Source organism: Streptomyces sp. ST2-7A (genome assembly GCF_021390475.1).
GTDB lineage: Bacteria > Actinomycetota > Actinomycetes > Streptomycetales > Streptomycetaceae > Streptomyces.
This window is the reverse complement of record NZ_JAJUWS010000022.1, coordinates 84,868-101,817: the sequence shown is the minus strand read 5'-3', so window position 1 is coordinate 101,817 and position 16,950 is coordinate 84,868. Positions and strand designations below refer to the sequence as shown.

The window sequence follows — 16,950 nt, the reverse complement described above, 5'->3', positions numbered from 1 at the left end:
GAACGAGTGAGCACCAATTTTTCGTGGACGCCACACCCGCCGCGAACACCGCGCCGAGAGGTGGGTGGGCGGGTGGGTTGTTTCCCTCCCCGTACTTGAAAAGAACCGCAGGAAAACCGACCGGCGGAAAACCGCCCGCCGGTGAACCGACCACCGGCCACCACGACACCGGGGCCGGTGTCGAAATCCCGCCGGGATTCCCACCCACCCATCCGGCACGTCCCCGGCGATGTGCCGGCCACCGTGCGGAGACCGGCGGCACGGGGTCCGGAAAGACCACTCACCGCTCCTCCTCGGGTATCGCCCGGTAGGGGCGGGTGATGACCTCGCGGAACGACAGATGGCCCGGGTGGGACCGCAGATGCGCGAGCATCCATCGCGGGGTTGCCCCGGCCTCCGGGCCGGCCGGGCCGGACGCCCCGCACACCGCGCACCGGGCGGAGAAGAGAAGCGGCTCCGCGTCGGGCCCCTCGGCCGGCTCGATCACATATTCCCGGGGGTGGGGACGCCCCTCCGGTGCACCGCTCCCCCCACCCATCCCGTCGGCCGCCGGGGCGGGGGTGGAGGCCGACGCCGCCGACCGGCCCCGTGCCGGGTACGACAACGTTTCCGGGACAGGTTCCGGGCCGCAGGTCGCCCCACCACAGGTGTACAGCGGCTCCCCGGCGCCGTTCCGGCCCGCCTCGCGTCCGGGTTGCACCAGTTCGCCGCACCAGGCACAGCGTCGCAGCCCTCGCACCGGTTCGGGGAACAGGAGTGGGAGCCTCTGTCGCCGTCCCGGCCCCGCTCCCGGCCCCGGCCCCGGCACGGGACCCGTCCGTCCGCCCGTCCCGCCCTCCGCGCGCCTCCCACCACTCCCGTTCCCCCCGGCGCCCGATCCGCTTCCGTCCCGCCGTCCGCCACGGGTCTCCCCCTCGAAGCCCGGACAAGCCCTCATCCGCGAACCCCCTTCATCGCCCACACCGCGTGACACCTTGAGTACACACGACGCTACTCTGTGCCATCAATGGTTCGTGACCCCGGATGCGTTCAACGGGGTTTACGGCTCCTCACCGGGAGTGGGAGGACAGGTGACCGGACCGCGCGCCCGCAACGAAGCGCTGGTGGAAGCCCTTAGGGAGGCAGGGTTGACCTATGACCGTCTGGCGTCCGAGGTTCGGGCCGTGGCGAGGACGGCGGGTGAGGAACTGCGGACCAACAAGAGCGCCGTGGCGCACTGGGTGGGCGGTACCGAGCCGCAACCCCGCACGACCGTCTACGTCGCCGAGGCGGTCTCCCGTGCGCTCGGTCGGGAGACCACACCCTCCGAACTCGGTTTCGAGGATCCGGGAGACGAGGATCGATCCCGGGTATCGCTCGGCATGTACCCGGGAGCCGATCCCGTGGAAGTGCTACGACTCATCGGGGAGGCCGACATCCATCGCAGGCGTTTGCTCACCAACGCGGCCTACAGCGTCGCGGCGGCCGGTCTCCCGCTCGGGGTCGAGCGGTCCATCCCGGGTCAACGACGTGAGGAGTCCGGTGGTTTCCACGCCGGCCGCTCCGAGATCGACGCGGTGCGGGAGATGACGCGCATGTTCACCCGGATCGACGAACGGCACGGCGGGCAGCACGGCCGCACGGCGGTGGTGCAGTACCTGACCACGGACGTGGTCCGGCTGTGCCGCGCCTCCTTCACCCGGGAGGCCGACCGCGCCGACATGCTCGGGGCCGCCGCGGAAGTGGCCTACCTGTGCGGCTGGAAGGCCTACGACGCCGGGGAACACGGCCTCGCCCAGCGCTATCAACTCCAGGCGTACGAACTGACCATGGAGGCGGGAGACGAGGCGCACCAGGCGTTCATCCTGCGCATCCTGGCCCACAACGGCATGGACGTCAGGCGTCCTGAGCACACCCTCGACCTGGCGGACGCGGCCCTGTCCCGGGCGCGGGGAAGGGTCGAGCCGGCGACCGAGGCGCTGTTCGCCGTCACCCGGGCCAGGGCCCTGGCCAACGCGGGGCGCCCGGCCGAGGCGGCCCGTCAACTGCGGGCCGCGCAGGATCTCGTGCTGCGCGGGGACGAGACCGAACTGCCGCACTGGGCCGCGCTCTGGGGCAGCGCCCGGGCCTGCGTGTCGAGTCACACGGCCAAGACCGTGCGGGGAATGGGCGACCACGTCGCCGCCGAGCGTCACTACGCCGCCGCCGCGCGGGCGCGGCCCGGCCCGGAGTACCAGCGGATCACCGCCCTGACCCTCGCCGCACAGGGCGGTGAGCAGGCGGCGCTGGGCCACGTGGAACAGGCGTGCGGTACGTGGGGGCGAGCCCTGGACCTGCTGGAAGACGTGCGCTCGGCCCGGGCCGTGGACGCCGTGGACGGGATGCGGCGCACCCTCGTGCCGCTGCGCGGCCGGGGCGCCCGGATCGCCGAGGAACTGGACGAACGCGCCCGCGCCTGGCACATGTCCCACGCCTGAGGGGCACCTCGGGGGCCGGCCGACACCCTCGCGCGGGCCGGCCGCCGACGGCACCCGCCGCCATGGCGCGGGCGGCACCGTTTGCAAAATCTATAGACCGGTCTATTGTTGCCCCGTGAGCGAAACCAAGGGAGCCAGAACCAGCGCACGGCTGGCGGAATCGATGCTCGAACTGATCCAACGGAACGGCTACAGCGGCACGGGCCTCAACACCGTGGTGGAGCACGCGGGTGCCCCCAAGGGGTCGTTGTACTTCCACTTCCCCCGGGGCAAGGAGGAGCTCGGGGAGAAGGCCGTCGAACTGGCGGCCGAGCGCTTCGGCGCCCTCCTCGCCGACTCGGCACCGGAGCCGGCGACCCCGGGGGAGGTGGTGCGCCGTGTGATCGAGACCCTGGCCGGGATGCTCGACGACGCCGACTTCCAACTGGGATGCCCGGTCTCGGTGGTGACACTGGAGATGGGTGCGATCAACGAGCGGCTGCGGGAGGCCTGCGCGAACGCCTTCGAGTCGTGGATCGCGCCGGTGGCCGAACTTCTCGTCGCACACGGCCGACCCCGCGCCGACGCCCGCGCCCTGGCGACAGCCGTGGTCGGCATGGTCGAGGGGGCGGTGATCATGTCTCGTGCCCGGCGGTCCACCGAGCCGCTGCACCACGCGGCCCGGGCGCTCTCCGTACTGCTCGACCGGGACGGGGAGGCCACGGCATGAGCGCCGCGGAACGCCACGCGCTGGTGCTGGGCGCGAGCGGCTTCATCGGACGCCACCTGGTGCTCGCACTCGACCGGGCGGGCGTCCGGGTGAGCACGGCCGGCCGAAGCCCCGGATCCCATCAGCGGCTGGCCCGGTGGCTGGCCCGGCACGGACAGGACCGGGCCCCGGCCGACCTGCGGGTGGACTTCACGCGGCTGTCGCTGATCGAGGGCGAGTGCGAGGACGTCACCGAGATCCACAACTGCGCCGGTGCCTACCGGTTCGGGATGTCGGCGGACGAGGCCCGTCGCGCCAACGTCGACACCGTCCGCGCGGTCGTCGCCCTCGCGGCGCGGCTGCCGCGCCTGCGCCGCCTGGTCCAGGTCTCCGGATATCGCGTCGGCGGGCAGGACCCCGCTCCCTGGAGTGAGGAACGGAGACGGGAGACCTACCGGACCCTGGGTGCCTACGAGGCGTCCAGGGTCGAGGCGGACGCCGTCTTCCGATCCGAGGCCGAGCGGCTGGGCGTTCCCTGGTCCATCGTCAACCCGGCCAGTGTGATCGGTGACAGTGTCACCGGCGAGTCCGACCAGTACCTGGGGCTCGCGCAGACCGTGCGACACCTCTGGCAGGGCACGCTGGCGGCGGTGCCGGGCAACACGCGGACCTTCGTACCGGTGGTCGCCGCCGACCACCTCGCCCGATTCATGGCCCGGCTTCCGGAGGACGAGACCGCCGAGCGCGCCGCGTACTGGCTGATGGACGACGAGACACCCGCGCTGCCCGACCTGCTCGCGCTCATCGCGGCGCACTACCGCGTCGGGGCACCCCGTGCCCGGATCCCGGTGGCCCTGGTCAGGCGTCTGCCCCGATGGCTCACCCGGGCCGACCCGGAGACCCTGACGTTCCTCTCGGAGGACCGCTACCCGACCGACTCGGCACACGCCTTCGCCGCCCATCACGGGCTGACCGTGCCGGACACCGCCACGACGATCCTCCGCTGGGCCGACCATCTCGCGGCACACCGTTTCGGGGACGCGCCCCCGGGCGGCAGGCGGTTCACGACACCGGCCGGGGTAAGGACCTTCGAGCTCGGCGAACCGGACGCGCCCACGGTGGTGTTGCCGGGTCTGCCGGTCAACGCCGACACCTGGGCGCCGGTCGTCGCGGACCTGGGCGACGCCCGCGCCGTCGACCTCCCCGGGCTGGGCATGAGCGCGGGGGCCCGGGAGGACTGGCCGTCCTGGCTGGGCGCGCTGACGGGAGGGGCCGGCGCCCGTCACCTGGTGGGCCATTCCCTCGGCGCCGCCGCCGCCATCGAGGCCGCGACCGCCCGTCCCGGCACGGTGGACCGGCTCACGCTCGTATCGCCCTTCTTCCTGCAGGCGCCCCCGGCCCGCACCGCCACCCGGACGCCCGTGAGCCGCTGGTACCTGAGCCGGGTGTCCCCCGAAGGGCTGGCGGAGCGGCTGACGGGCACCACCGCGCACGCCGGCGCGCTGCGAACGAGCGTGGCGGACCTTCGTCGCGGCGGCGTCGCGGCCACCACCGCCCGGCTCCTGGCCGCCGGCGCACGACCGCGCCGGCGGGAAGACCTCCGGGCCAAGCTGCGGGAATACCCGGGGCACGTGCACCTCGTCGTGGGCTCCCGCGACCCGCTCACCCCCGAAGGACAGGCCCTGGCGGCCATGCTCTCCCGCGCCACCGTGACGGTCATCGACGGCGCCGGTCACCATCCCCAACTGACCCACCCGCGGGACGTCGCCCGGGCGATCCGTGCCCGCGCCCCCGCCGTGATACCGCGGGCGTGATCCGAAGGCCGGTGGCGGTCCCCTCCCGGACCACCACCGGACGGGTTTCCGCATGGCGGCGGTGCGTCCGGGAGTGCGGGGAACCGGGTGCTCGGCGGAATCCTCGCCCGGCTCCCACCGACCCGATGCGCCGGGCCCCCGGCTCACCCACGACCCGAACCAGGCGTCGTCGAGCCGGTGACCCGGGCTCACCGGGAGGGGCGCCCGACACCACGCTCTCCCACTCCTTCGGCCCGACACCCTTTCAACCTCCACGTGACGACGGGCAGGTGAAAGGGTTTCACCGACATCGTCGGTCCTCTCCGCGAAGGGGGAGTACGGAAACCGGACCCGGGGATCCGCCGCCGAACGATGGGACGTGTGGGACCGACACCCGGGCGAGGCGGCTTCCCCGACGACCACGAACGGAACAAGGCCGGAGGGATCCTCCGCGAGCAGGAGCCGGTGCCGATGCGGTCGTCCCCCCATGGGTGCGGCCATCCGGGTCCTCCCGGGTCCCGGGGACAACGGGGTCGCACTTCGATACCTTCGCCGCGTTCCCGGTTATCCCCGGTCCCGACGGCCACCCGGTCGGCCGGAACGGGCCGGGCCGGGGCGTTTTTCGGTGTCGTGTGTCGGAGGTGGCACGTACGGTGGGACCGTGATCGTCGAACTCACCCCGCTACCCATCCCCATCCCCCACCGTGACGAAGTGAACGCCCGCATCCGTCTGCTCATGGAGCAGCCGGCGGGCGAGGAGCGGACCCGTGAGTACGCGCGACTCCTCGCCCTGTGGGCGGCCGCCGGGCGTCCGGAGCTGGTCACCGCCGCCTGAGGTCGCGGCGGAAGAGGACGCGGAAGGCGGGTTCGGGTGCCGGGGCCGGCGCGGGCCCCCTCCCGACCTCCGCACCGGCCGGAACCCCGGACCCGACGAACCCGGTCCCTCATCGGTTCCGGGCCGATTCGATCCCGATCGAAGCCCGGGGCCGCCGGTGATCCGGGACCGGACCGGGCACCACCACGTCTTCGGTCGGTTCGGCCGTGGTCGCCGATCCCGTCGACGCGGGCTCCCGCCGGTCTCGCGGGCATCACGCGCGTGAAGGCCCCCGGACGAACCGGCGCGTGGGGGTTGGCCGACGACCACCGTCTCCACGGCCCCGGGAGGTTCGCCTCGATCAGCGCTCCCGACCAGCCCCCGCCGAGGACCCCGTTACGGGCGATCAGCTCCCCCGCCGCGCTGTTGGCGCCGGCCAACCCACCGCCGAAGGCCTGTACCTCCACCCGGAGCCGGGACAGCCACGGATGGTCCGCCTTGACGAACTGGTGGATATCGGGCGCCTCGTAGTAGATCACCCGCCGCAAGCCCTGCCGGCCCGGTTCTTCCGCTTCGCCACACACGCCATGCGCGCACCGTGGCGACACCGTGCGCCCGTGATGCGCCCAACGCAAGGAGAGCACCTGCGTGATTCGGTCGTTCCTCCAGCTCACACCGGGTGCACGGGAAGTGCCCGGAGCCGGATTCGAATCCGACCTAGTCACCCCATCTGACCAGGGAAAATGTCACCGTCGGCGATAACCGCAGCACCCGGACACCCGAAATGGCCCGAACCGGCCCGCATGGGCCCGCGTCCCCCCGCGCCCGTGCTCCCACGGGAGCACCGGCGGGAGCAGCGGCGGGAAAGCCGGGGAACGCCCCCGGGGGCCCGACACCCGTCGAGCCCCCGGAACCCCCCTCGGCGATCGTCTGCCGTTATCGCGTCAGCCGCAGGTCCCAGCCGGTACCGTCCGGCCCCTCGGCGGGCACCAGCACCGGCCGGTAGTCCCCCCGCGACGGGCACCCGGCGGCACGCCACCCCTCGATCCAACCCCGCACCACGGCCAGGGACGGGGAATCCGGGGCGTCCGCGATGATCCGCCCGTCCTGGGTGAACGCCGCCGCCGAGCCCGACGTGGAGTGGCCGAATACCATCCCGGCGTCCAGGCGGGCCACGGTCAGGCCCTCATCCCCCGTGGCCGCCGCCCAGTACTGCACCGGCTTCCACGGCACCTCCCCGGCCGACTCGACGTACCCCGGTTCGGCCAGGCGCTCCAGCGTGGCGCGGGCACCGGAGTGGTGCCAGTCGTCCCGCTCCCGCCACGCGACGGACACCCACCGGTGCCCCGACACCCGCGTCTCCCAATCGACCCACCGGCCCGGCGCCTCCAGGTCCACCTTCGGCGCGGCGGTGGCGTCGATGTAGTTCCCGCCCATGACGGCCTCGACGGTCGGCCGGCCGTCGGTGACGACCAGGACGGCGAGCACGGTCACCTCCGGCACCCGGGCGATCGGCAGGGTGGCCACGATCCGGCACCCCTCCCCGGCCTGGTCCACCCACGCCTTCGGCAGCAGCGGCGGCGCACACCATGCCCCGATCCGGTCATACGGCCCGCCTGCCGGGTAGCCGGCCACGCCGTCGACGGCGTGGCAGCGAACGTTCACCACCCCGCGCCGGCGGTGGATGAAGTTGGCCCACCGGGTGAGGAAGGGGTCGATATCCAGGCTGACCACCCGCCCGGACGGGCCGACGAGTTCGGCGAGCAGGGCACCGGAGTAACCCGACCCGGTGCCGATCTCCAGCACCCTCATGCCCTCGCCCGGGGCCAGACTCGACAGGTCCCGGTGCACGAACACGGGGTTGGTGCGGTGCACCGTCACCCCGCGCTCCTCGTGGTGGGTGTAGTGCCCCTCCGGCACCACCTCGGCCGCCCGGGCCACCCCGGGGCCCACCGGCACGTCAACAACAGGTGCGCTCAACGCGTTCACTTCCTCTTTCTCCGGTTGCTCTCGTTCACTCAACGGGCCCGGCCGCGCGCAGGACACGAGACCGGGCCCGGGTCAGATGGACAGGGCCGCGAAGTGGTACCAGCCGCCGGCGGTGTCCTCGCCCACCGGCCCGTGACCGGGCACCTCCACCCAGGCGTGGTACTCCACCGGCGGCGGCACGAACCGCGCCCCCAGGCACCACACCAGGTGCCGGCGCAGGATCGCGGCGGCCAGCACCGCGCCGAGGCTGGTCTCCACGCACGCAATACGCACCGGCCAGCGCCGCCCCACGTACCGCACGGCCGCCACCAACTCCTCGCCCCGCCCCGGCTCGACGCGGCCCCGCCCGAAACACCGGGCCAACCGGACCGCGCGCACGGTGTGCCGAAACGGCAGCCGCAGCAACACCACCGCCACGGCCAGGCCGAGGCGGGCCGCGCACCGCTCGACGAGTGTCCCGGCCCGGGGCGCCCGGTGGGCGCGGATCAGGCTCACCGCCACCACCCCCACCCGAACCGGCGCCGCACAACGGGTTCGTCCCCCGCCAGACCGGCCGCAGTGAGGGCATCGGCCACCGCCGCCACATCGGCCGCCGCCCGCCCGGCCGGGAGGTTGTACCGCGCGGCATACCGCTCCACCGCCCCCTCCCTCCCGGTGGACGCGCACAGGAACGCCACCGCCGCCGCGGCGGTCGGCGACAGGTACGTCCACCGCCCCGTGCGTTCATCCAGGACGGCCCCGCCCTCTGCGGTCACCGCCGCATGGACGTGCTCACGCAGTCGCCACACGACCGGCCACCTCCTCCCACCACGCGGCGGGCCGCACATCGAGCTGCCGCAACCACACCTCCGTGGCGACCGCCAGGTGCAGCGAGCCCTGCGGGACGCGCTGCCCCGCCCCGGCCAACCGCAGCACCGCCTCCACAGGCCCGGGGGTGAGAAGGCCGAGCGCGGCCAGCCGCGAGGCCGGGCCCAGCAGCTCGGCGATGGTGTCCGCGTGCCCGACCAGGCCCGCGTAGGAGACGCCGTTGAACCCCCCCTTCGTCACCCGGGACAAAACGAAGCCGGGGACGGGGCCGTTGGGGAAGGCGGCGGCCAACAGCGGCTTGTAGGCCCCCGGGGCGCCGCGCTCCTCGGCCGGCACCGCCAGGCAGGCACGGATCACCTCGTTGTCCAGGTACGGGGCGGCCACCTCCACCCCGAACCCCTCGGCGATGGCCCGCCACCCGTTCATGTCCGCTCCCAGGTGCAGCAGGTCCGCACGGTCCATCCACCCGGACAACCGCCCCGGCCCCACCATGGCCTGCTCGACGGCCAAGCCCAGGGCCTCGGCGAGCCCGTCGCGGACCGGCTGATCCATCCACCGGGCACCGGCCAACAGCGGCACCCGGGACAGCGGCACCCGCTGCCCCGGAATCCACGGACCGGCCGGGGCCCGCAGCTCCGCCACCGCATCCCGCGCCACCCCGGAGGAGTCGGTGCGGGATGCCCGATGGGCCCGCCACAGCACACCCCACGGCGACGTGCGGCCGACACGGGCACGGACCTGCGCGTGGGACAGCGCCGTACCCCACCGCCGTTCGCGCAGCAGGTCCGGCAGGTAACCCGTCGCGGACAACACGGTGTCCCCGCCCGTGCCCGCGAAGTGCACCCCCGCACCGCCCCCCTCGACGGCGGCGGCAAGGACCACCCGCTTGATCCCCGCCGTCACCGCGTACGGGTTCGGCGCGTCGGTGACCGGCAGGTGGGCCAGGTCCTCCAGGCCGCTGTAGTAGACGGTGCCCGGGCCGCCGGTGACCACGCGGTGCCGCACCCCCGGCACCGTGGCAGCCGTGCGCCGGGCATAGGCCAAGTCATCGTCACGAAGACGCGGGTCGGTGAACGTCGTCGCCGTCACCTGCCCGCGTTCGGCGGCCAGGCACGCCAGGGTCGTGGAATCCAGCCCGGCCAGATCGGCACTCACCGCCCGCCGGCCATCGATCCGCGCGGCGACCGCACCCCGCAGCGCCTCGCCCACCACCGGCCCGGCCTCCACCATCGGCACCGGCTCGTACTCCACCGGCTCGAACCGCTCCACGGACGGAACACCGGCATTGAGGCGCAGGAGCCATCCCGGCGGAACCCGATGCACCCCCTGAAACGGGGAACGCCCGGCCAGGAGATCGGGCTGCCCGATCGCCAGGTGCGCCGCCAGGGCCACCGCATCGACCGGCGCCCCGTCCAGAGCGGCCAGCGCGGAGGCAGCGCTCGCCCACCACACCCCGCCGCCCGACTGCCGCCAGTACACCGGATGCTGCCCCGACAGATCCCCGATCACCACCGTCAACGGCCCGTGCTCCGCGATGACCAGGTAGGACCCCGGCCAGTCGGTCAGTTCCCGCCAACGCCCGGACCGCACCGCCCGCAACCCGGCAGCGAGCCGGTGGTCATCGGCCCCGCATGCCCCGATCACCGCCAGCGCCGCATCGCCCGCGCGAACGGCCCGCACCTGCCCCGGGGGCCGGCCCACCGTCCACACCGCGTCCCAGCCCGGCACCGCACGCCCGGCCACCGGCCGGACCGGCGGCCCCGAGCGGCCCACCCACCCCGTGCACCACCTCACGACATCACCCACTCATTACTCGTTCCGGACACCACACAGGCCGGGCCCGGAGGGGACGCTGCCCTCCCGGACCCGGCCCACACCGCGTGCGTCAGTCGTCCTCGGTCTTGACGTACTGCGTGTCGTCCGCCGAATCGAAGTTGTTCGACCCCAGCGTCACCGCCACGACGTCACCGGCCTCGACAACGACCGGCGCGGCGTAGACCTCGGTGGTCTGCTCCATCTCCCTCACCTCCCCCATCACCTCGATTGCGGCGGCCTCTTGCCGCCGCCTCGGTCTTGGACCGGGCCCGGGCAGGACGGCCGGCCAACACGTCCCGCCCGGGCCCGGGGTCTCTATCGGCGCCCGGCTTCCTCGAGCACCCGCGCCCGCAGCCGCGCCAAACACTCCGCGCAGCCGTACAGGTCGGCCCGCTCCACACCGACCTCCACCGGGCCCACCCACTGCACCGGCAGGCCGGTCCGTTCACAGCCCAGCCAGCACCGGCCGGTCTCCCACCAGCCCGGCCCGGGCAGCGTCCGCGCGCACCGTGCCGCCGATATCCGATCCGCCGTCACAACCCCCCACCCCCCTCGACCACGGTGCGGGTGCCGCCGAACTCCGAACGGTCGGTCAGCCACATGCGCTCACCCCCGGGGAAGTCCAGGCGCGCACCGGTGATGGTGCGCACCACGTTCTCCACCCTCATGGGCCGGCCACCGACGACGAGCACGTCCCCGCGCCGCGCCGATGCCCGCGTGATGACCACGGACTCCACCCGCTCCGCCTCGTCACCCCGGGCCGTCACAGCCAGTCCCCCGGCACCGCCCGATACGGCCGGGTGACGACCTCCCGGTACGTCAGATGCTCGGAATGCGCCCGCAGATGGGCGAGCATCCAATCCGTGCCCGCTTCCTCACCCTCCCCGGCCGCGCCCGTCTCCTCGCACACCGCGCACTGCGCGGCGTACGCGATCGGCTCCCCGTCCGGCTCCCGGTCCGGCTCGATGTCGTACTCCCGGAACCGGAACCGCCGTGCGGCCTCCCGCTCCTGTTCGGGCGGGGCCGGTCCTCCGCACGTCGGCCCGCAGACGTACAGGGGGTCCCCGGCCGCGTCCCGCCCGGCCTCCCGGCCGGACTGCACCAACTCCCCGCACCGCGTGCAGCGGTGCAGGCCCCGCACCGGGTCCGGATGCACCGGCCCCCTCGGCGGTCTCGCAGGTGACGTCTCGACACTCGACACATGCTCAGTAACGTGATGTGCGCTCACCGTCACCATCATGCCGACACGAAAAAGCCCCCGACTTTCACCGATTGATGAAAGTCAGGGGCCTTGCCGTGTGCTACCGGCCCGTTACACGCCGACCCACCGGGCATAGCCCCGCAGCTTCGCCGACGGCGTCCCCCGCGCCCTCAACAGCGCGTGCACCGTCTCCCGCGTCGTCGGGTGATATCGCGTCTGCGCCGGCGCCGCGTGTCGCGCCCGTTCCAACGCCGCCAGCGCATCCTCCCGGCGCCCCATCAGCTCATAGGCCCGACCCATGTCCATGTGGTGATGACTCTCCCGGTTCTTCGCCCACCCGGCCGGCATCCGGATGCCCTCGCCCATCTCCACCATCCGCCCCACCTCCCCGAGGTCCAACTGCGTGCTGGCCGCGTGCAGCTCCACGTTGGTTGAATCGAAGATCAGCCCATAGGGGTCCGGGCACCCGGCCAGACGAGCGGCGAGCCCCCGGGCCTCCCCGATCCGCGCCGCGACCTCACCAGCCGCTCCCGGTGCTCCGGTCCGGGAATGCAGCACCGCGCTCTTGAGATACAGCGCCCCCCGCACCGACACGGCCCGGGAGCTCCCCCGCCGCACCGGCTCCTCAAGGAATCTCTCCACCCGGCTGATCTCGCGCAACGCTATTTCGGCGAAGCCGTGGTGAAGGAAATACTCCGACCGGTAATAAACCACCGCCGCGGAAAGGTAGGGGTCGCCGGCGTGCGGGATGGTCTGCTGCATCCGGTCCAGCGCCAGCAGGCTCAGGTCGGTGAACCCGAGCTTCCCCGCGAAGGAGCGGGCGAGCCGGTACGCATCGGCAAGGACCCGGTAGGCCGCCTCCCGCTCCCGGCCCTCCGGCACCCGATCCACCACCACCAGCAACTCATCGATCAGCCCCGGAACCTCCGTGCCGATCGGCATGTACTCCCCCAGCAGCCGCGTGGCATCCAGCCGCGCCACGTCGGCCCGGATCGCCGCCAGCGGCCGGGGCTCGATGTCCTCGCCCGGCAGCATCGGATTGGCGATCGCCTGCCGCAACGGCTGGACGAGAATCTCCAACTCCTCAGCCTTCAAAGCGTCCAGGTACGGCTGCCCGGTCAGTTCCGTCACCGGCACCCGCAGGGCCCGCGCACAGGCCGCCGTCACGATCGGAGAGGCCGCCAGATGTCCGGACTCCACCTTCGAGATCGTGGACACCGACAGCCCCGCACGCTGCGCCAACCCGTGCTGCAACCAGCCCCGCGCCTTGCGCACCGTCTTGATCCTGGCCCCCACCGATACCGGCTCCGGGGCACCGGTGTGTTTGTCAGTCGCATGTGTCATGCTGACTCCTGTTCTGACTCGACACCAGAACGGTACCCCTCCCGATGTGCGCTGCGGAGGGTTCATCTCGGCCCCGGCCGCCCCCACGGGCGGCCGGGGCCGATGTGGTCTGTGACTGTCCGTGCCGGGAAGTAACGTGGTTGCGTGGCCCACCAGACCAACCCCGTGCCCGTGCCGTGCCGGGACGAGGTCAACGCCCGTATCCGCGCGCTCATGGACCAGCCGGCCGGCGAGGACCGCACCCGCGAATACGCCCGTCTCCTCGCCCTGTGGGCCGCCACCACGCCCGGACCCGCCACCCTCGTCACCGCCGCCTGAACGGAAGACACCATGCCCCACCACGCCGAGGCCGCCGCCCCGGATCCCCTGCTCGACGGTCTCCTCGGCATTCAGGAGGCCCCGAGCGCACCGCCGCGGCGCTCCGCCGGACCGCCGAGGGCATGACCCGCAGCGGCACCCTCAGCCGGGGCCGGTCACGGGGTCCACTCCTCGCGGTGGTCGGGGTGGTCGGACCGCTCGGCGGCAAGGGCCACCAAGACGAGCCGCAGGACCCCGAGTGCGGCCCGGGCCGCACTCCTCACCACCAGCTCCGGTGACGCCGCATCCCACACCGACTCCTCGCACATCGCGAGAACCGACCCCATGGCCTCCACACGCCGCAACGCGCGGCCCGGATCGTGGTGGGCAGCGTGCCGGGCATCACCCGCAGTGCGGAAACCCCCGGCCCCGTTGCCCGCCAGTTCGGCCACCGGGAGGACCTCGAAGAGCTTGGGCTCGCCACGTCTTGCGGTGATGGTGGATCTCGGCCGTCCAGTGGAGTGCGCCGGCCACCCGGGCTCGCGCCTCGACCTCGTCCAGCCGCCGGCGGAGGAAACGGATCAGATCGGTGTCATCGCTCACCGACCCATCATCCACCCGCCCCCCTTCCCGAGCGCAGTCCTCCGCCATCGGATCCGGGCACAGCCGCTCCAGCCGCGCGTTGGCCGTATCGACCGCATCCCGCAGGGAGTCGCCGCCGTTGGGGTGCAGCTCGTGCCCGACCTGCCCACCCACCGCCCGATCCGCTCCATCAGCCCGGACCGAGCAGGCACCCCCGGCCGCCCCGGCTCCCCACACCAATCCCCAAGGAAGTGATCCACGCGCCGGCTCAGGGACCGGGTCGTTCCTCCAGCTCACACCGGGTGCACGGGAAGTGCCCGGAGCCGGATTCGAACCGGCACGACCGCGGAGGGTCAACGAGTTTTAAGCTCGCCGTGTCTGCATTCCACCATCCGGGCACGAACCCCGGGCCGTGTTGGGCGCCCGCACCCGAGGGGTGTGTGCGCTCCGCAGCTTATCCGTCACAGGACTTGCGAACAGCCGCCTCGGAGAACGAGGTTGTCTGATTTTATGGCCAACTGATGACCCATCAGCACACCCCTCCAGTCGGGAAGGGGCGGACGCCCGCGTTCCGCTCCGGCGCGATCGGAGAGAATGACGCGATTTCGCCGGGTGCCGGTTCGACTACCGGCCGCTCATCACCCGTATGGGGTGAATACGCGTGTTGAACGGGTGGTGTTCGAAGTGGAGGTCGGCCCGAGCGGCGCACGATGGAGCGGATCGGGGCGGAACGAACGGGCCGAAGTACCGGTCACGGCCGACGACTCCGCAGCGCACCGACGGCACGAGGCGACCGATGCCCGGGGCGGAGGGGGCACCGTGACATCCCGGGCCGAACCGTCTCCCGGGTTCGGCGTCCGGCCGGCACGCGGCGTCGACCTCGGCATGATGGTCGCCCGCAGGACGGTGGGCCGCCCGGCGGGGAGACCGGGGAGTCGGTTCGCCGCCGATCCGGCCCCGTGGTGGGCCGGCCGGAAACAGGGGGGATGACGGAAATCATCGGCCACCCCGGCGGCCACCCCGGGGCCCGACGGGGGCCGCCGGTCGGGCGTCGGTCACCACGGGATGTCCGACGGCCTTCGACAGCCGACCGACGTCGGGGCTCCGGAAACGGAAACGGCGTCGGGCCGGCGCGCACCCCCGGTAGGGGTGCGCGCCGGCCCGACGCGATGTCACACGATCACCCGGGGCCCTCCCCGCAGGGGGCCGGCCGTGGGGCGCCGTTCAGCCGACCTTGGCGTCGGCCTTCTTCCGCTCACCACCGGCGGGGCTCTTGGCGTCCCGGGGAGCCGGTGCCCTCCCGGCCGAGGCGGCGACCGGCGGGCGGGCGGCCTCGTAGAACTCCTCGCGGGGGTTCTCCATGGCGCCCAGCGAGACGACCTCGCGCTTGAGGAACAGCCCCAGCGTCCAGTCGGCGAAGACCCGGATCTTGCGGTTCCAGGTCGGGACGGCCATGCCGTGGTACGTGCGGTGCATGTACCAGGCCAGCCGGCCGCGCAGCCGGATGTTCAACTTGCCCAGGCGGATCATCGCGACGCCCTTGCGCAGGCCGAGACCGGCCACCGCGCCCTTGTTGGCGTGCTTGTACTGCTTCTGGGGGAAGCCGCGCATGGCGCTGATGACGTTGTCGCCGAGGACCTTGGCCTGGCGCAGCGCGTGCTGGGCGTTGGGCGGGCACCAGTCACCCTCGCCCTTGACCAGGTTGGGTACCTGGGCGTTGTCGCCGGCGGCCCAGATGTGGCCGGTCCCCTTGACCTGGAGGGTCGGGTCCACGTCCACGTGACCGCGCGGGCCCAGCGGCAGGCCGTAGCGGGCCAGCACGGGGTTCGGCTTGACGCCGGCGGTCCACACCAGGGTGCCCGCGTCCATCTCCAGATCGTTGGAGAGGACCACGTGGCCGTCCACGCAGGACTTCAGCGAAGTGCCGAGGTGAATCTCGATACCGCGCGCGGCCAGGTGCTCACGACCCCACTCCCCGAGCTTGGGACCGACCTCGGGGAGGATCCGGTCGGCGACGTCCACCAGGACGAATCGCATGTCCTCGCGCGAGATGGAGGGGTAGTACTTCGTGGCGTCGCGCGCCAGGTCCTCGACCTCGCCGATGGTCTCGGCGCCGGCGAAGCCACCGCCGACGAAGACAAAGGTGAGGGCCTTGCGGCGGATCGCCTCGTCGGTGGTGGAGTCCGCCTTGTCCAGCTGCTCCAGGACGTGGTTGCGCAGGCCGATGGCCTCCTCGACGCCCTTCATGCCGATGCCGTTCTCGGCGAGGCCGGGGATCGGGAAGGTGCGGGAGACCGCGCCCAGCGCGACGATCAGATAGTCGAAGGGGATCTCATAGGCGTCACCGACGAGGGGCGCGACCATGGCGACCTTGCGGTCCTGGTCGATCTCGGTGACACGGCCGGTGAGGACTTCGGCGCGGGGCAGCACCCGGCGCAGCGGCACCACGACGTGCCGGGGGGAAATGCTGCCCGCAGCCGCCTCGGGGAGGAACGGCTGGTAGGTCATGTACGAACGCGGATCGACGACGGTGACGGTCGCCTCGCTGTATCGCATCTTCTTCAGGATGCGGCGGGCGGCGTACAGACCGACATACCCGCCACCCACGACGAGGATTCGAGGACGCTCCGTGGTGCTCATGCCTCGAGTATCCCCCCGCCCGGGGAGGGGGGCTCGTGAGGGGCTTCACAAGCTCCCCGGACACTTCTGTTATACTGCGCACCCCCTTGTTCGTGATCATGGAATCGCTTGACGACCGGGGCCTCCGGGAGGCACGCGTCTCCGGACGCAAGCCCCCGTATGAGCTGCGTAAATATCAGATCGAGGAGACCGGTCACACCTCGACGTGAGGTCGGCTTCACCCCGTCGCAACCCGGATGTCACGCGGTGATCACCGGAAGTCCGGGGGGCCGTTCGGGGCCTCCCGGGGGCCGAACGGGGGCTTCCGGGCCCCCTTGACGCCCCCGGACCCCCGGATGGGGGGATTTCCCATGTGAACAACTTCACGAAGTTTCCGGAGCGAGGCGGGCAGGCCGCGTGTCGCGGCTCCCCGAAGGGACCCGAGCGACCGGCGGACCACCTCGGAAGCCGGCCACGACACCCCCGGCACGGCGGTGGGCGGTGAACCCCCGACGGCCCGGGCGGGGTCCGCCCGGGCCGTCGGG

General features: G+C 72.8%; 19 protein-coding genes and 1 tRNA gene. 6 read left to right on the top strand and 14 right to left on the bottom strand.

All coding sequences use genetic code 11. The features are described from left to right. Positions 1-280: 280 nt before the first annotated feature. The gene (locus LZF96_RS15155) at positions 281-487 is read right to left on the bottom strand and encodes a hypothetical protein (protein WP_233871801.1); all 207 of its coding nucleotides are present in this window, start codon (positions 485-487) and stop codon (positions 281-283) included. A gap of 583 nt (positions 488-1,070) precedes the next feature. Between LZF96_RS15155 and LZF96_RS15150 the strand changes: the two genes are divergently transcribed. From LZF96_RS15150 to LZF96_RS15135, 4 genes are all read left to right on the top strand, one after another. Next, on the top strand, positions 1,071-2,456 hold the full coding sequence (locus LZF96_RS15150) for a hypothetical protein (protein ID WP_233871798.1): 1,386 nt from the start codon (positions 1,071-1,073) through the stop codon (positions 2,454-2,456). Between the two features lie 115 nt (positions 2,457-2,571). Next, a complete protein-coding gene (locus tag LZF96_RS15145) occupies positions 2,572-3,165 on the top strand; it encodes a TetR/AcrR family transcriptional regulator (RefSeq protein ID WP_233871795.1) in 594 nt (197 codons plus the stop codon). Continuing rightward, positions 3,162-4,958, top strand: a complete 1,797-nt coding sequence (locus tag LZF96_RS15140; RefSeq protein WP_233871792.1) for an alpha/beta fold hydrolase — start codon at positions 3,162-3,164, stop codon at positions 4,956-4,958. The genes LZF96_RS15145 and LZF96_RS15140 overlap by 4 nt, the downstream gene beginning before the upstream one ends. 640 nt (positions 4,959-5,598) lie before the next feature. Continuing rightward, positions 5,599-5,772, top strand: coding sequence for a hypothetical protein (locus LZF96_RS15135; protein WP_233871789.1), 174 nt, complete (start codon positions 5,599-5,601; stop codon positions 5,770-5,772). A 915-nt stretch (positions 5,773-6,687) separates the two neighbouring features. On the opposite strand, the gene LZF96_RS15130 is transcribed toward LZF96_RS15135, so the two are convergent. The 9 genes from LZF96_RS15130 to LZF96_RS15090 all read right to left on the bottom strand — a co-directional run bounded on the left by LZF96_RS15130 (position 6,688) and on the right by LZF96_RS15090 (position 12,907). Continuing rightward, the gene (locus LZF96_RS15130; protein WP_233871786.1) at positions 6,688-7,740 is read right to left on the bottom strand and encodes a protein-L-isoaspartate O-methyltransferase; all 1,053 of its coding nucleotides are present in this window, start codon (positions 7,738-7,740) and stop codon (positions 6,688-6,690) included. Between the two features lie 72 nt (positions 7,741-7,812). Then, positions 7,813-8,235 (bottom strand): lasso peptide biosynthesis B2 protein, encoded by a 423-nt coding sequence (locus tag LZF96_RS15125; protein ID WP_233871783.1) that lies wholly within the window; start codon positions 8,233-8,235, stop codon positions 7,813-7,815. After that, entirely contained in the window at positions 8,232-8,528 is a 297-nt protein-coding gene (locus LZF96_RS15120) for a PqqD family peptide modification chaperone (protein ID WP_233871780.1), read from the bottom strand. Before LZF96_RS15120 ends, LZF96_RS15125 begins: the two co-directional genes overlap by 4 nt. Further along, positions 8,512-10,320 carry an albusnodin/ikarugamycin family macrolactam cyclase gene (locus LZF96_RS15115; RefSeq protein ID WP_308294211.1) on the bottom strand — a complete coding sequence of 603 codons (1,809 nt, stop codon included), beginning with the start codon at positions 10,318-10,320 and terminating at the stop codon, positions 8,512-8,514. Before LZF96_RS15115 ends, LZF96_RS15120 begins: the two co-directional genes overlap by 17 nt. Positions 10,321-10,432: 112 nt before the next feature. Then, positions 10,433-10,564, bottom strand: a complete 132-nt coding sequence (locus LZF96_RS15110; RefSeq protein WP_233871774.1) for a lasso RiPP family leader peptide-containing protein — start codon at positions 10,562-10,564, stop codon at positions 10,433-10,435. 113 nt (positions 10,565-10,677) lie between these two features. Beyond that, positions 10,678-10,899, bottom strand: a complete 222-nt coding sequence (locus LZF96_RS15105; protein ID WP_233871771.1) for a hypothetical protein — start codon at positions 10,897-10,899, stop codon at positions 10,678-10,680. Beyond that, entirely contained in the window at positions 10,896-11,129 is a 234-nt protein-coding gene (locus tag LZF96_RS15100; RefSeq protein ID WP_233871768.1) for a hypothetical protein, read from the bottom strand. The genes LZF96_RS15105 and LZF96_RS15100 overlap by 4 nt, the downstream gene beginning before the upstream one ends. Next, positions 11,126-11,518 carry a hypothetical protein gene (locus tag LZF96_RS15095; protein ID WP_308294209.1) on the bottom strand — a complete coding sequence of 131 codons (393 nt, stop codon included), beginning with the start codon at positions 11,516-11,518 and terminating at the stop codon, positions 11,126-11,128. The genes LZF96_RS15100 and LZF96_RS15095 overlap by 4 nt, the downstream gene beginning before the upstream one ends. A gap of 156 nt (positions 11,519-11,674) precedes the next feature. Then, a complete protein-coding gene (locus LZF96_RS15090; RefSeq protein ID WP_233871765.1) occupies positions 11,675-12,907 on the bottom strand; it encodes a helix-turn-helix domain-containing protein in 1,233 nt (410 codons plus the stop codon). A 144-nt stretch (positions 12,908-13,051) separates the two neighbouring features. Here LZF96_RS15090 and LZF96_RS15085 point away from each other — a divergent pair, with 144 nt between their 5' ends. Next, positions 13,052-13,225 carry a hypothetical protein gene (locus LZF96_RS15085; protein WP_233871762.1) on the top strand — a complete coding sequence of 58 codons (174 nt, stop codon included), beginning with the start codon at positions 13,052-13,054 and terminating at the stop codon, positions 13,223-13,225. Between the two features lie 155 nt (positions 13,226-13,380). On the opposite strand, the gene LZF96_RS15080 is transcribed toward LZF96_RS15085, so the two are convergent. The 4 genes from LZF96_RS15080 to LZF96_RS15065 all read right to left on the bottom strand — a co-directional run bounded on the left by LZF96_RS15080 (position 13,381) and on the right by LZF96_RS15065 (position 16,426). After that, on the bottom strand, positions 13,381-13,701 hold the full coding sequence (locus tag LZF96_RS15080) for a DUF6221 family protein (protein ID WP_233871819.1): 321 nt from the start codon (positions 13,699-13,701) through the stop codon (positions 13,381-13,383). Then, positions 13,607-13,960: a hypothetical protein gene (locus LZF96_RS15075; protein WP_233871759.1), complete on the bottom strand. Its 354-nt coding sequence runs from the start codon at positions 13,958-13,960 to the stop codon at positions 13,607-13,609. The genes LZF96_RS15080 and LZF96_RS15075 overlap by 95 nt, the downstream gene beginning before the upstream one ends. Positions 13,961-14,100: 140 nt before the next feature. Continuing rightward, positions 14,101-14,184, bottom strand: a tRNA-Leu gene (locus LZF96_RS15070). A gap of 826 nt (positions 14,185-15,010) precedes the next feature. Beyond that, complete coding sequence (locus LZF96_RS15065; RefSeq protein WP_233871756.1) at positions 15,011-16,426, bottom strand: NAD(P)/FAD-dependent oxidoreductase; 1,416 nt, start codon at positions 16,424-16,426, stop codon at positions 15,011-15,013. Positions 16,427-16,461: 35 nt separating this feature from the next. Here LZF96_RS15065 and LZF96_RS15060 point away from each other — a divergent pair, with 35 nt between their 5' ends. Beyond that, positions 16,462-16,635 (top strand): hypothetical protein, encoded by a 174-nt coding sequence (locus LZF96_RS15060; protein WP_233871753.1) that lies wholly within the window; start codon positions 16,462-16,464, stop codon positions 16,633-16,635. Positions 16,636-16,950 lie beyond the last annotated feature (315 nt).

Excerpts from the sequence above, each read along its gene's own strand:
- LZF96_RS15140 (WP_233871792.1), top strand. The coding sequence starts at position 3,162 with ATGAGCGCCGCGGAACGCCACGCGCTGGTGCTGGGCGCGAGCGGCTTC.
- LZF96_RS15065 (WP_233871756.1), bottom strand. The coding sequence starts at position 16,426 with ATGAGCACCACGGAGCGTCCTCGAATCCTCGTCGTGGGTGGCGGGTAT.
- LZF96_RS15090 (WP_233871765.1), bottom strand. The coding sequence starts at position 12,907 with ATGACACATGCGACTGACAAACACACCGGTGCCCCGGAGCCGGTATCG.
- LZF96_RS15110 (WP_233871774.1), bottom strand. The coding sequence starts at position 10,564 with ATGGAGCAGACCACCGAGGTCTACGCCGCGCCGGTCGTTGTCGAGGCC.